11 protein-coding genes and 5 tRNA genes are annotated in these 15923 nt (G+C 41.3%); 1 reads left to right on the top strand and 15 read right to left on the bottom strand.

Translation table 11 applies throughout. The features are described from left to right. Positions 1-107 precede the first annotated feature (107 nt). The 15 genes from CLV57_RS05165 to CLV57_RS05095 all read right to left on the bottom strand — a co-directional run bounded on the left by CLV57_RS05165 (position 108) and on the right by CLV57_RS05095 (position 13966). Entirely contained in the window at positions 108-419 is a 312-nt protein-coding gene (locus CLV57_RS05165; protein WP_100340256.1) for a DUF3467 domain-containing protein, read from the bottom strand. A 67-nt stretch (positions 420-486) separates the two neighbouring features. After that, positions 487-4773 (bottom strand): DNA-directed RNA polymerase subunit beta', encoded by a 4287-nt coding sequence (gene rpoC, locus CLV57_RS05160; protein ID WP_100340255.1) that lies wholly within the window; start codon positions 4771-4773, stop codon positions 487-489. A 109-nt stretch (positions 4774-4882) separates the two neighbouring features. Further along, entirely contained in the window at positions 4883-8686 is a 3804-nt protein-coding gene (gene rpoB / locus CLV57_RS05155) for a DNA-directed RNA polymerase subunit beta (RefSeq protein WP_100340254.1), read from the bottom strand. A gap of 181 nt (positions 8687-8867) precedes the next feature. Then, positions 8868-9251 carry a 50S ribosomal protein L7/L12 gene (gene rplL, locus CLV57_RS05150; protein WP_100340253.1) on the bottom strand — a complete coding sequence of 128 codons (384 nt, stop codon included), beginning with the start codon at positions 9249-9251 and terminating at the stop codon, positions 8868-8870. A 60-nt stretch (positions 9252-9311) separates the two neighbouring features. Continuing rightward, on the bottom strand, positions 9312-9833 hold the full coding sequence (rplJ, locus tag CLV57_RS05145; RefSeq protein WP_100340252.1) for a 50S ribosomal protein L10: 522 nt from the start codon (positions 9831-9833) through the stop codon (positions 9312-9314). Positions 9834-9837: 4 nt separating this feature from the next. After that, complete coding sequence (rplA, locus tag CLV57_RS05140) at positions 9838-10536, bottom strand: 50S ribosomal protein L1 (RefSeq protein ID WP_100340251.1); 699 nt, start codon at positions 10534-10536, stop codon at positions 9838-9840. Between the two features lie 22 nt (positions 10537-10558). Then, positions 10559-11005 (bottom strand): 50S ribosomal protein L11, encoded by a 447-nt coding sequence (gene rplK, locus CLV57_RS05135; RefSeq protein WP_100340250.1) that lies wholly within the window; start codon positions 11003-11005, stop codon positions 10559-10561. A gap of 188 nt (positions 11006-11193) precedes the next feature. Next, the gene (nusG, locus tag CLV57_RS05130) at positions 11194-11736 is read right to left on the bottom strand and encodes a transcription termination/antitermination protein NusG (protein WP_100340249.1); all 543 of its coding nucleotides are present in this window, start codon (positions 11734-11736) and stop codon (positions 11194-11196) included. Between the two features lie 15 nt (positions 11737-11751). Continuing rightward, positions 11752-11946 carry a preprotein translocase subunit SecE gene (gene secE / locus CLV57_RS05125; RefSeq protein ID WP_100340248.1) on the bottom strand — a complete coding sequence of 65 codons (195 nt, stop codon included), beginning with the start codon at positions 11944-11946 and terminating at the stop codon, positions 11752-11754. 20 nt (positions 11947-11966) lie between these two features. Then, positions 11967-12037, bottom strand: a tRNA-Trp gene (locus tag CLV57_RS05120). Positions 12038-12178: 141 nt separating this feature from the next. Continuing rightward, complete coding sequence (gene tuf / locus CLV57_RS05115; RefSeq protein WP_100340247.1) at positions 12179-13366, bottom strand: elongation factor Tu; 1188 nt, start codon at positions 13364-13366, stop codon at positions 12179-12181. 63 nt (positions 13367-13429) lie between these two features. Continuing rightward, positions 13430-13501: transfer RNA gene (locus tag CLV57_RS05110), tRNA-Thr, on the bottom strand. A gap of 82 nt (positions 13502-13583) precedes the next feature. Beyond that, positions 13584-13656: transfer RNA gene (locus tag CLV57_RS05105), tRNA-Gly, on the bottom strand. Between the two features lie 78 nt (positions 13657-13734). Beyond that, positions 13735-13815, bottom strand: a tRNA-Tyr gene (locus CLV57_RS05100). Between the two features lie 78 nt (positions 13816-13893). After that, a tRNA-Thr gene (locus CLV57_RS05095) sits at positions 13894-13966 on the bottom strand. A gap of 597 nt (positions 13967-14563) precedes the next feature. On the opposite strand from CLV57_RS05095, the gene CLV57_RS05090 reads away from it, so the two are divergent. Next, positions 14564-15910 carry an OmpA family protein gene (locus tag CLV57_RS05090; RefSeq protein ID WP_100340246.1) on the top strand — a complete coding sequence of 449 codons (1347 nt, stop codon included), beginning with the start codon at positions 14564-14566 and terminating at the stop codon, positions 15908-15910. Positions 15911-15923: the final 13 nt, after the last annotated feature.

Genomic DNA, 15923 nt, shown 5'->3' with positions numbered 1-15923 from the left:
TAGCAGGTTAAAGATACATAAACATTCAATATTAACAAAAAAGTGAGGGTTATTTTGAAATAAATTCATCAAACCAACCAAAATGTTAACAAATAGTTTTTAAAAAGTTACGCCTGACCCATTGTACCTCCAAAATTAATTGGAAATCCTTCGGGTTCCGATTGCGTTTTTATACGGCCATTTAAAGCCTCATACTTTGCAATATTGTCTTCAAGCGCCATTAATAAACGCTTGGCATGCTCAGGTGTTACAATTATTCTGGATTTAACTTTCGCCTTAGGTATTCCTGGCATAACCCGTATAAAATCCATTACAAACTCAGCATTTGAGTGCGTTACAATGGCAAGATTTGAGTATACGCCTTCAGCAATTTCTTCTGAAAGTTCTATGTTAAGTTGATTATCAAATTGTTCTTCCATAACGCTAAAATAACAAAGCCTTCCGCAATTGGGAAGGCTTTGTGTATTATTATTATTTGCTTGTAAATTAAGCTTCTACTTCTTCGGCTTTTGATGCTATTAAACGATCAAATTCTTCCTGAGAACCTACGCGTATATTTTCGTATTCGCGTAAACCTGTACCTGAAGGAATTAAGTGACCAACGATCACGTTCTCTTTCAAGCCAAGCATCATGTCTCGTTTGCCGGCAATTGCAGCCTCGTTCAGTACTTTTGTAGTTTCCTGGAACGATGCAGCCGAGATGAATGACTTGGTACCTAACGAAGCTCTGGTGATACCTTGCAGAATAGGGCTTGAAGTTGCAGCGATTGCATCACGCACCTCAACAAGTTTAAGATCTTTACGTTTTAATTGAGAGTTCTCATCACGTAATCTTCTTAATGATACTATCTGACCAGCTTTAAGTGTATTTGAATCACCCGGATCAACTACTACCTTTTTGTCAAATATCTCGTCATTTTCGTGCATGAAATCCCAGCTATCAACAGCTTCTTTCTCTAAGAAACGGGTATCACCCGCATCTTCGATCATAACTTTCTGCATCATCTGGTGAACGATAACCTCAAAGTGCTTATCATTGATCTTCACACCCTGCAAGCGATAAACTTCCTGAATACCATTTACAAGATATTCCTGTACGGCAGCAGGGCCTTTAATAGCAAGGATGTCTGATGGAGATATTGAACCGTCAGACAATGGCATACCGGCTTTAACAAAGTCATTATCCTGTACAAGGATGTGTTTTGAAAGCGGTACCAGGTATTTTTTAATCTGGCCATCACGAGATTCGATAGTGATCTCGCGGTTACCACGTTTCACACCACCTAATGTTACCACACCATCAATTTCGGTTACTACCGCAGGGTTTGACGGGTTACGTGCTTCAAACAACTCGGTTACACGTGGTAAACCACCTGTAATATCTCGGGTTTTACCGGTTGAACGAGGTATTTTAGCAATGATCTGTCCGGTTTGTAGTTTTTCACCTTCGTCAACAGCTATGTGCGCGCCTACCGGAATGTTATAACCTTTAACCAAACCGCCTTTGTTATCAACAACCTGGATAGACGGGTTCTTGGTTTTATCGCGTGTATCAATAATAACTTTTTCACGGTGACCTGTTTGCTCGTCAGACTCCTCACGGAAAGTTACACCTTCAATAACAGCTTCAAACTGCGCCTTACCCGCAAATTCAGAGATAATAACCGCATTGTACGGATCCCATGAACAGATACGGTCGCCACGTTTTACTTTGCTGCCATCTTTTACGTACAGGTATGAACCGTATGGAATGTTGTTGGTAACAATTACTTTGTTACTTCCTTCTTCAACAATCCGGAACTCGCCTGAGCGGCCTAATACTACATCAACAGCACCTTCTTCACCTACGTACTCCACGGTACGAACGTTTTCAAACTCAATGATACCATCAAATTTAGCGTTCAACTGAGACTCAGCAGCAATGTTTGAGGCGGTACCACCCACGTGGAAGGTACGAAGTGTTAACTGTGTACCCGGCTCACCAATTGACTGTGCAGCAATTACACCAACAGCCTCGCCTTTTTGAACGCGTTTACCGCTTGCAAGGTTACGGCCGTAGCACAATGCACACACTCCACGCTTGCTTTCGCAGGTTAATACTGAGCGTATTTCGATGCCTTCAAGCGGAGAGTTTTCTATTTTCTTGCCAATCTCTTCAGTAATATCCTGACCTGCAGAAACTAATAATTCATTAGTAATAGGGTCATGAACATCATGTAAAGATGTACGGCCTAAAATACGATCGTATAGTGGCTCAACAATATCCTCGTTGTCTTTCAACGCGGTAGTGAATATACCTCTTAATGTACCGCAATCAACCATACCTACAATCATGTCTTGAGCAACGTCATGTAAACGACGGGTTAAGTAACCCGCATCGGCCGTTTTCAACGCCGTATCCGCCAAACCTTTACGCGCACCGTGAGTAGAGATAAAGTACTCTAATACTGATAGGCCTTCTTTAAAGTTAGAAAGGATAGGGTTTTCAATGATCTCGCCACCTGAACCTGATTTTTGAGGCTTAGCCATCAAACCACGCATACCTGCAAGCTGACGAATCTGCTCTTTAGAACCACGTGCACCTGAGTCAAGCATCATATAAACAGAGTTAAAGCCCTGGTTATCATTACTCAAAATATCCATCACATTCGCGGTTAAGCGATTGTTGATACGTGTCCAGATATCAATGATTTGGTTGTAACGTTCGTTGTTGGTAATGAAACCCATGTTATAGTTATTCATTACCTCTTCTACTTGCTTAGAAGCAGTATCGATCAAGGTTACCTTCTCAGCAGGGATATTGATGTCTTTAAGGTTAAATGACAAACCACCCTGAAAAGCCATCTTAAATCCTAATTCCTTAATATCATCAAGGAATTGGGCAGCGCGCGCCATACCGGTGTTTTTTACTACATCACCAATAATATCACGAAGTGATTTTTTGGTCAACAGCTCATTTATATAACCAACTTCGGCAGGTACATGTTGGTTAAACAACACACGGCCTACAGTAGTATCAATCAATTTGTTTACAATGCTTCCATCGCGTTCTTTAACATTGGCTTTAACTTTTATAAAAGCGTGCAAGTCAATTTTTTTCTCGTTATAAGCGATGATAACTTCTTCTGCAGAGTAGAAAGCTAAACCTTCGCCTTTTACAACGCGGGTAGCATCTGTTTTACGGCCTTTAGTAATGTAGTAAAGACCCAAAACCATGTCCTGAGAAGGTACTGTAATTGGCGTACCATTAGCAGGGTTCAAAATATTGTGTGATGCAAGCATCAACACCTGTGCTTCCAAAATTGCGGCGTTACCAAGCGGCACGTGAACGGCCATCTGGTCACCGTCAAAGTCGGCGTTGAATGCGGTACAGGTTAACGGGTGCAACTGGATAGCTTTGCCTTCAACCAATTTAGGCTGGAATGCCTGTATACCCAAACGGTGTAGCGTAGGTGCACGGTTTAATAATACCGGGTGTCCTTTAAGTACGTTCTCCAATATATCCCAAACCAGTGGGTCTTTACGGTCAACAATCTTCTTAGCAGATTTTACCGTTTTAACCACACCACGCTCAATCATTTTACGAATGATAAACGGTTTGAACAGCTCGGCAGCCATATCCTTCGGTAAACCACACTCATGCAGTTTAAGATTAGGCCCTACAACAATTACTGAACGTGCAGAGTAGTCAACACGTTTACCCAATAAGTTTTGACGGAAACGGCCTTGTTTACCTTTCAGTATGTCTGAAAGTGACTTCAAAGCACGGTTACCTTCAGTTTTTACCGCGTTAACTTTACGTGAGTTATCAAATAACGAGTCAACAGCTTCCTGCAACATACGTTTCTCATTACGTAAAATTACCTCTGGAGCTTTGATCTCGATCAAACGTTTTAAACGGTTGTTACGGATGATAACACGACGGTAAAGGTCGTTCAAATCCGAGGTAGCAAAACGGCCACCTTCCAGTGGTACTAACGGACGCAGTTCAGGAGGTATAACCGGAACGATCTTAACGATCATCCACTCAGGGTTATTTTCAATGCGTGTTTTTGAACCCCGGAAAGCTTCAACAACCTGAAGACGTTTTAACGCTTCGTTTTTACGTTGCTGAGAAGTTTCGGTAGCAGCCTGGTGACGTAATTTGAATGAAAGATCATCCAGGTCAATACGTTTCAATAATTCCTCTAAAGCCTCTGCGCCCATTTTGGCCACAAATTTTTGAGGGTCTTTATCATCAAGATACTGGTTCTCTTTTGGTAAGGTATCCAATATATCCAGGTATTCTTCCTCAGTAAGGAAGTCCATTGCAGATATACCGTCGCCCTCTTTAATACCCGGCTGAATTACTACATAACGTTCGTAGTAAATAATCAGGTCAAGCTTTTTGGTTGGTAAACCCAGCAGGTAACCAATTTTATTAGGTAACGAGCGGAAATACCAGATGTGCGCAACAGGAACCACCAAATTGATGTGGCCCATACGCTCACGACGTACTTTTTTCTCGGTAACTTCAACACCGCAACGGTCGCACACGATACCTTTGTAACGTATACGTTTGTATTTACCGCAATGGCATTCATAGTCTTTTACCGGACCAAAAATACGCTCGCAAAATAAACCATCACGCTCAGGCTTATAGGTCCTGTAGTTAATGGTTTCTGGTTTTAAAACCTCACCACTAGAACGCTCCAAAATAGCCTCAGGCGATGCCAGGCTAATGGTGATGGTGGTAAAGTTACTTTTGATTTTATTATCCTTTTTGTAAGACATAGTCTCCTTGTTTTTAATTATTGAAGGATGAATTATTGAATTATTGAATTGGTTTTATCTAACAAGGATTGAATTAAATCAATAATTCAATCCTTCAATAATTCAATAATTAATCAAGCGTGATATCTAAACCTAAACCTCTCAACTCATGAACCAATACGTTGAATGATTCCGGAACTGATGGGGTTGGCAGGTTCTCGCCTTTAACAATAGCCTCGTAAGTTTTGGCACGGCCAACAACGTCGTCAGACTTAACTGTCAATATTTCCTGAAGGATGTTTGCTGCACCGAATGCCTCCAATGCCCAAACCTCCATCTCACCAAAACGCTGACCACCAAACTGGGCTTTACCACCCAAAGGTTGTTGTGTAATTAATGAGTATGGTCCTATTGAACGTGCGTGCATCTTGTCGTCAACCATGTGGCCCAGTTTCAGCATGTAGATAATACCCACAGTTGTTTGCTGGTCAAAACGATCGCCGGTTAAGCCGTTGTATAAGTAAGTACGGCCAGATTCAGGTATACCTGCTTTTTTAACCCACTCTTCTACCTCATCATGGCTTGCACCATCAAAAATAGGAGTAGCGAATTTAACACCCAGCTCTTTACCTGCCCAACCTAATACGGTCTCGTAGATCTGGCCCAAGTTCATACGTGAAGGTACACCCAGTGGGTTCAACACAATATCAACCGGAGTTCCGTCTTCAAGGAATGGCATATCCTCATCACGAACAATACGGGCAACAATACCCTTGTTACCGTGACGGCCCGCCATTTTATCACCTACTTTAAGCTTACGTTTCTTAGCGATGTAAACCTTAGCCATTTGAACAATACCTGATGGAAGTTCATCACCTACGCTGATAGCAAATTTATCACGACGGTAAGCGCCCAATTCTTCGTTCAACTTGATGTTGAAGTTGTGAAGAAGCATTTTGATCTGCTCGTTCTTATCCTCATCAGTTGTCCATTTAGTTGGATTAATGTTCTCATAGTTCAGCTCAGTTAAAATTTTCTGAGTAAACTTAACACCTTTAGCAATCAGCAACTCTTTGTAAACGTTTTGTACACCTTGTGATGTTTTACCGTTTACTATCTCAAAAAGCTTCTCAACCAAAGCACTTCTTAAGTCGCGTACGGCTTTTTCGTGCTTGGTATCCAACTTATCTATTTGTGCTTTCTCTTCAGCTTTAGTAGTCTTTTTAGCGCGAGAGAATAATTTGGTATCAATAACCACACCTGCAATTGAAGGCGGAGTTTTCAAAGAAGCGTCTTTAACGTCGCCTGCTTTATCACCAAATATCGCACGTAAAAGTTTCTCTTCCGGTGAAGGATCAGACTCACCTTTAGGGGTGATCTTACCAATTAGGATATCGCCTTCTTTAACCTCAGCGCCTACACGGATGATACCGTCTTCGTCAAGGTCTTTAGTAGCTTCTTCTGATACGTTAGGGATGTCGGCAGTTAACTCCTCTTCCCCACGTTTGGTATCACGCACCTCCAGTTCAAACTCTTCAACGTGAAGCGATGTAAAGATATCCTGAGATACAACGCGCTCAGAAATTACAATCGCATCCTCAAAGTTATAACCCTGCCAAGGCATGAACGCCACTTTAAGGTTACGACCCAAGGCTAACTCGCCATCTTGCGTAGCGTAGCCTTCGCAAAGCACCTGTCCTTTTTCAACGCGCTGGCCTTTTTTAACAATTGGCTTAAGGTTGATGGTAGTACTTTGGTTGGTTTTTTTGAACTTGGTTAAAATATAGCTTTTTGAATCGCCATCGAAAGAAACCAAACGGTCATCTTCGTTACGATCATATTTAATTACTATCTGGTTAGCATCAACATACTCAACCACACCATTGCCTTCAGCATTGATAAGGGTACGAGAGTCTTTTGCTACACGGCCTTCCAAACCGGTACCCACAATTGGCGCCTCAGGGCGCAATAGTGGTACGGCCTGGCGTTGCATGTTTGAACCCATCAACGCACGGTTAGCATCATCATGCTCCAGGAACGGAATTAATGAAGCTGCAATTGATGTGATCTGGTTCGGCGCAACGTCCATCAAATCCAAACGCTCAGGCTCAATAATAGGGAAGTCACCTTCAAAACGAGCTTTTACCCTTGGCGTAGCAAACTCGCCTTTATCATCATATACTGCGTTAGCCTGACCGATAGTTTTACCATCTTCGTCTTCAGCTGATAAGTAAATTACCGGTTCCTGAACCTGTACTTTACCATCAATAACGCGTTTGTATGGTGTTTCAATGAAACCTAAGTTGTTGATCTTAGCGTGAACACACAATGAAGAGATCAAACCAATGTTTGGACCCTCCGGTGTTTCAATAGTACACAACCTACCGTAGTGGGTATAGTGAACGTCACGAACCTCGAAACCTGCACGCTCACGAGAAAGACCACCGGGACCTAAGGCTGACAGACGACGCTTGTGCGTGATCTCTGCCAGTGGATTGGTTTGGTCCATGAACTGTGATAACTGGTTGGTTCCGAAGAACGAGTTGATCACAGATGATAGTGTACGTGCGTTGATCAGGTCGGTTGGTGTAAATACCTCATTGTCGCGGATGTTCATACGCTCGCGGATGGTACGGGCCATACGGGCCAAACCAACGCCAAACTGAGCATATAACTGCTCACCTACTGTACGAACACGACGGTTTGACAAGTGATCAATATCATCCACCTCAGCTTTTGAGTTGATCAACTTGATAAGGTACTTAACAATCGCAATAATGTCCTGCTTGGTTAAAACTTTGATCTCTTCTGAAGTATCCAGTTTCAACTTGCGGTTAATGCGGTAGCGGCCCACATCACCCAGGTCATAACGTTTGTCAGAGAAGAACAACCTGTCAATAATACCGCGTGCGGTTTCTTCATCAGGTGGTTCAGCATTACGCAATTGACGGTAAATGTGCTCAACCGCCTCTTTCTCTGAGTTTGAAGTATCTTTTTGTAATGTATTATATATAATGGTGTAATCACCGCTTGATGCGCTATCCTCCTTGTTAAGGATAATGGTTTTAACGCCCGCGTCAATGATCATATCAATGTGATCATCTTCTAACACGGTTTCACGCTCAAGAATGATTTCGTTACGGTCAATAGAAACTACTTCACCGGTATCCTCATCCACAAAATCTTCCACCCATTTTTTCAGCACCCTTGCAGCAAGCTTACGGCCAATAAATTTCTTCAGGCCAGATTTGCTCACTTTAACTTCGTCGGCCAGTTCAAATAACTCTAATATATCTTTATCAGAATCGTAACCAATGGCACGTAGTAAGGTAGTAACCGGGAATTTTTTCTTACGGTCAATATAAGCGTACATTACGTTGTTAACGTCGGTAGCAAACTCAATCCATGAACCTTTGAAAGGAATAACACGGGCAGAGTATAATTTGGTACCGTTAGTGTGGCGGCTTTGACCAAAGAATACACCAGGCGAACGGTGTAACTGCGATACAATAACACGCTCGGCACCGTTGATAACGAAAGTACCTTTAGGGGTCATGTAAGGGATGGTACCCAGATACACGTCCTGAACTATGGTTTCGAAATCTTCGTGCTCGGCATCGTTACATGACAGGCGCAGCTTTGCCTTTAAAGGCACGCTGTAAGTTAAGCCGCGCTCAATACACTCGCGTATATCATAACGTGGCGGGTCAATAAAGTAATCCAAAAATTCAAGAACGAATATGTTCCTTGAATCGGAAATCGGAAAATTTTCAGCAAATACTTTAAACAAACCTTCTTTGTGGCGGTTGTCTGAAGTAGTTTCTAATTGAAAAAATTCCTGGAAAGATTGCAACTGAACATCCAGAAAATCGGGGTATTCAAGTACCTTCCGGCTGGTTGCAAAGTTAACTCTTTGATTAATTTGGTTTGCCAAGGTATTATAAATTTAGTTAACTGTTAGATGTGAGATTTGAGATGTGAGATATGAGATTAGCAAATTTTAGGCCAAATTGGCTAAAATCTCAAATCTCACGTCTCCTATCTAAAGTATATAAACAGCAATAGACCCCGACCAAAACAGGTCGGAGTCTCTGTGCTTTTTTGTATGGGTTAAATTACTTAACCTCAACTACCGCTCCGGCTTCTTCTAATTGAGCTTTCAAAGTTTGAGCTTCTTCTTTAGATACACCAGTTTTTAATTCTTTAGGTGCACCGTCAACAAGATCTTTAGCTTCTTTCAAGCCAAGGCCGGTAAGGTCTTTTACTAATTTAACTACAGCTAATTTTTGGCCACCTGCTTCTTTCAGGATAACGTCAAATGCTGTTTGCTCAGCAGCAGCTGCAGGAGCGTCATCGCCACCAGCAGGAGCAGCAGCAACTGCAACAGCAGCAGCAGCAGGCTCAATGCCATACTCATCTTTCAATATCTGAGCTAATTCGTTTACTTCTTTTACTGTTAAGTTTACCAACTGTTCAGCAAACGCTTTTAAATCCGCCATTTTATTTTGTGTTTTATTGTAATGCTTTGTTTTTAATTACCAAACTTATAGGTGTTTGGATTAACCTTCTCTTTCTTGTAATGTTTTTACTAATCCTGCCAATGTGTTTCCGCCTGATTGTAGAGCAGATACAACATTTTTTGCTGGTGATTGCAGTAATCCAATGATCTCGCCAATCAGTTGTTCTTTTGATTTCAGCTTGATCAAAGTATCCAGCTGGTTATCGCCAATAAATACTGATGAATCAATATATGCTGCTTTTAAAACCGGTTTGTCGCCAGCTTTTCTCAATTGTTTGATCAACTTTGCCGGAGCAGTTGCTGATTTTGAGAAAAGAATAGATGATGAACCTTTTAATACATCATATATATCGCCAAAGTCTCCGCCGGCAGCTTCCATAGCTTTTTTGATCAAGCTGTTTTTGGTAACCTGCATTTTGATGTCGGCATCAAAACATTTTCTGCGTATATCGTTTACTTTTGCAACCGTTAAGTCTGAAGTATCAGTAATATAAAAATTACCGTATTCCTTCATTGTTTCAGTCAGGGCAAGAACCAAGTCGTATTTTTCTTCTTTAGTCATGATTTTATATCCCCGTTACTGTTTTTGTTTCAATTTCTATCCCCGGAGACATAGTTGAAGAGAGGTGTATGCTCTTGAAATATGTTCCTTTAGCTGCTGATGGTTTCAATTTTGAGATGGTTTGCAATACTTCTAATGCATTCTCATAAATTTTTTCAGCAGGGAAAGATGATTTACCTATTGAGGTGTGAATGATACCGGTTTTATCAACCTTGAAATCTATCTTACCGCCTTTTACATCAGTTACAGCTTTACCAACCTCGGTAGTTACTGTTCCTGATTTAGGGTTTGGCATTAAGTTACGCGGACCTAAAATACGGCCCAAACGTCCAACTTTCGCCATAACACTTGGCATTGTAATGATAATATCTACATCAGTCCATCCGCCTTCAATTTTGGCAATAAACTCGTCCAAACCTACAAAATCTGCACCTGCGTCTTTAGCTTCTTGTTCCTTGTCAGGAGTAACTAAAGCCAGTACACGTACAGTTTTACCGGTTCCATGAGGTAAGGTTGCTATACCACGCACCATTTGATTGGCTTTACGTGGGTCAACACCTAAACGTACATCAATATCAACTGACGAATCAAACTTGGTTAAAGTAAGTTCTTTTACCAAAGCAGATGCATCCTGTAAAGAATACGCTTTGTTAGCCTCAATTTTGGAGAGTGCCACTTTTTGATTTTTTGTTAATCTAGCCACTGTCTTTAACTGATTTTAATAATTAATTGTTGTTCCAGGGAGCTGTACCGCTAACGGTTATCCCCATGCTGCGTGCAGTACCTGCTACCATTTTCATGGCTGACTCTACTGTGAACGCGTTCAAATCGGTCATTTTATCTTTGGCAATGGTCTCAACCTGCTCCCAGTTTACACTGGCAACTTTTTTACGGTTAGGTTCTGCCGACCCGCTTTTTAAACCTGTTGCTTCCATTAACTGGATAGCTACCGGTGGGGTTTTAATGATAAAATCAAATGACTTGTCAACGTAAACAGTAATCACTACAGGTAACACTTTACCAGGACGATCCTGGGTACGTGCATTGAACTGCTTGCAAAACTCCATAATGTTCACACCTTTTGCACCCAATGCAGGGCCAATTGGAGGAGATGGGTTTGCAGCGCCGCCCTTTACTTGCAGCTTTACCATCGCACCGACTTCTTTTGCCATCTTTTGCTTTTTTTAATTAGTAGTACTCAATGTTATAAGTGGAAGCATGTAACATTTAAGATTTTTAGATTTGAGATATTAGATTTGAGATTTGAGACTCTTACCGTATATCTTAATCTATATATTTCATTATTCAATTCGATTTATTTGATTTTGATGTCTCACATCTAAAATCTCATATCTCAAATCTATTCTTTCTCTACCTGCATGTAATTCAATTCAAGCGGCGTACGGCGCCCAAATATCTTTACCATTACTTTCAGTTTCTTTTTCTCTTCGTTCACCTCTTCTATCACACCGCTGAAACCGTTGAAAGGGCCATCCATTACTTTAACGTTCTCACCTACGTAGTAAGGTACGTTCATGGTTTCGCCCTGTGCGGTCATCTCATCAACCTTACCTAAAATACGGTTAACTTCGGCCTGGCGTAAAGGGATAGCATTACCTGCCTTATCACCCAAAAAGCCAATTACACTGTTTATATTTTTAATGATGTGTTCTAACTCACCATCCAGAGCAGCTTCCATCAACACATATCCCGGGAAGTAATTACGCTCTTTGGCAATCTTCTTGCCATCGCGCATCTGATAATATTTTTCGGTTGGAATTAAAACCTGTGGTACAAGGTGCGATATACCTAAACGGTTTATCTCGGCATCAATATATTGCTTTACCTTTTTTTCTTTACCACTAATGGCCCTAACTACATACCACTTTAACTGATCACTCATTCTTATTATATATTATTAAGCAAGTGAACTATAAAACTTATTAAGCAGGGTACCAATAATCTGGTCCATACCAAAAATCAGCAATGCAATAATAACCGCTGCAATAAGCACTAATATAGCGCTGCTTTGAAGTTCTTTCCAGGTTGGCCAGGTAACTTTCTGGGTCAACTCAATGTACGACTCTTTAATATATTCTGATACGCCAGCCATTTATTCTACTTGCTAATGTGCACGGGAACAAGGATTCGAACCCTGATCAAAGGTTTTGGAGACCTCTATTCTACCGTTGAACTATTCCCGTGTATTAACCCCCTACCCCCTTGAAGGGGGAACAAAAGGGTAACTTTTGTTTTTTATGTAACAAAGTACTTAGCTCTTTTAAAGCTAAGTACTTTGAATAAATTAACCCATTCCTTATTCCCTTTGCAGGGCTTAGGGGGTCTTAATTTAATATTTCAGTTACCTGACCGGCACCTACTGTTCTACCACCCTCACGGATAGCGAAACGTAAGCCTTTTTCCATCGCGATAGCGTTGATCAACTTTACAGTGATGGTAACGTTATCACCAGGCATAACCATTTCTACTCCTGGCTCCAATGAGATCTCACCGGTTACGTCAGTAGTACGGAAATAGAATTGCGGACGGTATTTGTTGAAGAATGGAGTGTGACGGCCACCTTCTGCTTTTGATAATACGTAAACTTCTGCTTTGAAATCAGTGTGAGGAGTTACTGAACCTGGTTTGCAGATAACCATACCACGACGGATATCAGTTTTCTCAATACCACGTAACAATAAACCTACGTTGTCACCAGCTTCACCACGGTCAAGGATCTTGCGGAACATCTCAACACCAGTTACGGTTGATTTTAAGTTCTCAGCACCCATACCTAAGATGTCAACTTGCTCACCTGAGTTAATAACACCACGCTCAATACGACCTGTAGCAACAGTACCACGACCAGTAATTGAGAATACGTCTTCAACAGGCATCAAGAATGGAAGATCTGTCAAACGTGGAGGGATTGGGATGTAGCTATCTACAGCATCCATTAGCTCCATAATTTTACCAACCCATTTTGGATCGCCGTTCAAGCCACCCAAAGCAGAACCTTGGATAACAGGGATATCGTCGCCAGGGAATTCGTAGAATGATAATAATTCACGAACTTCCATCTCAACAAGTTCTAACAATTCCGGATCATCAACCATGTCAACTTTGTTCATGAAAACAACAAGTGCAGGTACACCTACCTGACGAGCTAACAGGATGTGCTCACGAGTTTGTGGCATCGGACCATCAGTAGCAGCAACAACAATGATTGCACCGTCCATCTGAGCAGCACCGGTAACCATGTTTTTAACGTAGTCAGCGTGACCTGGACAGTCTACGTGAGCGTAGTGACGGTTAGCAGTTGAATACTCAACGTGTGCAGTGTTGATAGTGATACCGCGTTCTTTTTCTTCAGGAGCAGAGTCAATTGAATCAAATGAACGAGCTTCTGATAAACCTGCATCAGCTAATACTTTAGTGATAGCTGCAGTTAAGGTAGTTTTGCCGTGGTCAACGTGACCGATAGTGCCGATGTTTAAGTGCGGCTTACTGCGGTCAAACTTTTCTTTTGCCATGATTTATTTTTGTTTGTAGGTTAATTTATATTTTAAAACTATTACTTATTAATATATAAGCTGAGCCAACAATGGGATTTGAACCCATGACCTCTTCCTTACCAAGGAAGTGCTCTACCCCTGAGCTACGTCGGCTTATTTGTTCAGTCAGCAGTATTCAGTTTACAGTTAGCAGTATAACTGCCTACTGCTAACGGCCCATTGCCAACTGCAACTGAGCGGAAGACGAGGTTCGAACTCGCGACCTATAGCTTGGAAGGCTATCGCTCTACCAACTGAGCTACTTCCGCTTAAACAAGTTTGCAGTTCACAGTTTCCAGGTAGCAGTTAAACTGCCAGCTGCCTACTGCAAACTGCTTACTCACATGTGGGGGGAGAAGGATTCGAACCTTCGTAGCCGAAGCAACGGATTTACAGTCCGTCCCATTTGACCGCTCTGGTATCCCCCCAAAGCTGATTTCGGATTTTAGATTTACGATTCCGGATTTATACTCCGAAATTGAAAACCGATATCCGATATCAAACTGAGCCTCCTATCGGGATCGAACCAATGACCTACTGATTACAAGTCAGTTGCTCTACCAGCTGAGCTAAGGAGGCTTATTTACCTTTTATTTGTTTTGCCTGAGCAAACTATCGGGAGTTACCACGAAAACCTTTCGGTCAATTTATACAGGTATATTTTTTATTTTAAAGAACCTTCCCTTATTATCCGAAGTGGTGATTAATACCTCTCCGAAAGGGATTGCAAATTTACACATTTTTACTCCCGTTCAAAATTTTTTATTAAAAAAAATATTAGCGGTTTCGAGCCGCAATGTTAGGGAATTTTTATTGCCTTTTTTGCCTTGAAAGCACATTTTTATAAAAAAAACCAAATGCTTACTTAACATGCTGATGATGTTGAAGTTAAACTACAACTTTTTAAAAAAAGCTGATCTATCCCTGCGTTTTATCAAATTTGTTGAAATACTACACTAATCGATTAATATGACCTTGGCAATATATTATGTGACCTAATTTGAATACATCCATATTTAGGTATTAAATGTGGCAACACCTATTAGCGGTAAACAATTTTTATATTGAAAAACAGTGTTTTAACACGTTTAAGTTTAAGTGAACCCAAAAGGGGCTTACTTATTGACTACTCCGATGCAACGAACATATGTTCAGAAATAAAAATTTTCTATTATTATGAAACTCAATTTTACAAAATCGTTGATGGTGCTTGCCGCATTAAGCTCATCAACAGCAGTATTTGCACAAACGTATTCAGACACTACCAGCCGTTTCGACAAAAAGAACTTCCGTACATGGTCTATCGGTTTACACGGAGGCATGTTAACACACTTTACCCCTTTTAATAGCCAAAACAATGGCGACTTTTTAACGCCACAGGAAACATGGGGCTACGGTGGTTACATCAAAAAGCAAATTCTACCGGGCTTTGGTATCCAGGCAGATTTCCTTGCGGGTACCGTACAAGGTTCAAGAGCTAACATTTTGCCAGCTGGTTCAAACGCGCAGGATGTGAGCAGCTTTAAAAGCACCATACAATGGTCTGGAGCTTTAAGCATGAACATTACTTTGGCTAACCTTAGCTTAAATCAAAAAAGAAGCGTATTGCAGCCTTATTTTACTGCAGGTGCTGGTGTAATGTCATCAAGCGCTAACGTGCGTAATGTACCGGGTAGCGGAAACACTACTTATGACGAATCGATCTTCATTCCGGTAGGTGCTGGTTTTAAATTAGGTTTATCAAGAGGCATTAACCTTGATTTAGGTTACAATGTAAACTTTGTTAAGTCAAACCGTTTTGACGGTGTTGCAGGCGCCATGAGCGATCGTTTCTCATACGCTCACGCAGGTATTGAGATTGCCTTGGGTAAAAAATCATCTCCGCAATTGCAAAACTACAGCGCTGCTGCTGCACTACGTGAAGCTGCTGCTGCCGAAAGTGCTTACTTAAGAGGCCGTTTAGCTGAAGCTGAACAAAAACGTATGGCTGATGAGCAGGCACGTATTGCTTTAGAGCAACAATATGCTAAAGACATGGCTGATGATGATGCCGATGGTGTAGCGAACAAATTTGACAAATGCGCAGGTACAGCTGCAGGTACACAAGTTGATGGTGCCGGTTGCCCGTTAAAAACTCCTGCTCCGGTTGTTAGAGAACGTGTTATTGTAACAGAATCTGACCGCCGTGTAGTTGGTGAGGCTATTAAAAACCTTGAGTTTGAATTAGGTAAAGCTACTATCAAAGAAAAGTCATACCCAACACTTAACCGTGTTGCTGATCTGTTAAAAGAGAAAAGCTTTAGCTTGAAACTTGCCGGTCATACAGATAATACAGGTTCAATGGCTACTAACATGGCTTTATCAAAAGCACGTGCCGAAGCGGTTAAATCATACTTGGTAGCTCAAGGTGCAAATGCGTCATTAATTGAAGCTACAGGTTACGGACCAAACCAACCAATTGCAACAAATAAAACTGCAGCTGGTCGTCAGCAAAACCGTAGGGTTGAATTTTCGTTAAACTAATAACATCAATCCA

This window comes from Mucilaginibacter auburnensis (assembly GCF_002797815.1).
GTDB lineage: Bacteria > Bacteroidota > Bacteroidia > Sphingobacteriales > Sphingobacteriaceae > Mucilaginibacter > Mucilaginibacter auburnensis.
This window is presented reverse-complemented; position numbering and strand designations above follow the sequence as displayed.

What these genes read in the sequence shown, in the direction of transcription:
- rplL (WP_100340253.1), bottom strand. Translation starts at nt 9,251, where the DNA reads ATGGCGGATTTAAAAGCGTTTGCTGAACAGTTGGTAAACTTAACAGTA.
- CLV57_RS05090 (WP_100340246.1), top strand. Translation starts at nt 14,564, where the DNA reads ATGAAACTCAATTTTACAAAATCGTTGATGGTGCTTGCCGCATTAAGC.
- secE (WP_100340248.1), bottom strand. Translation starts at nt 11,946, where the DNA reads ATGGCTGGCGTATCAGAATATATTAAAGAGTCGTACATTGAGTTGACC.
- CLV57_RS05165 (WP_100340256.1), bottom strand. Translation starts at nt 419, where the DNA reads ATGGAAGAACAATTTGATAATCAACTTAACATAGAACTTTCAGAAGAA.
- rplJ (WP_100340252.1), bottom strand. Translation starts at nt 9,833, where the DNA reads ATGACTAAAGAAGAAAAATACGACTTGGTTCTTGCCCTGACTGAAACA.
- rplK (WP_100340250.1), bottom strand. Translation starts at nt 11,005, where the DNA reads ATGGCAAAAGAAGTCGGTGCGATGGTAAAGCTGCAAGTAAAGGGCGGC.
- tuf (WP_100340247.1), bottom strand. Translation starts at nt 13,366, where the DNA reads ATGGCAAAAGAAAAGTTTGACCGCAGTAAGCCGCACTTAAACATCGGC.
- nusG (WP_100340249.1), bottom strand. Translation starts at nt 11,736, where the DNA reads ATGAGTGATCAGTTAAAGTGGTATGTAGTTAGGGCCATTAGTGGTAAA.
- rpoC (WP_100340255.1), bottom strand. Translation starts at nt 4,773, where the DNA reads ATGTCTTACAAAAAGGATAATAAAATCAAAAGTAACTTTACCACCATC.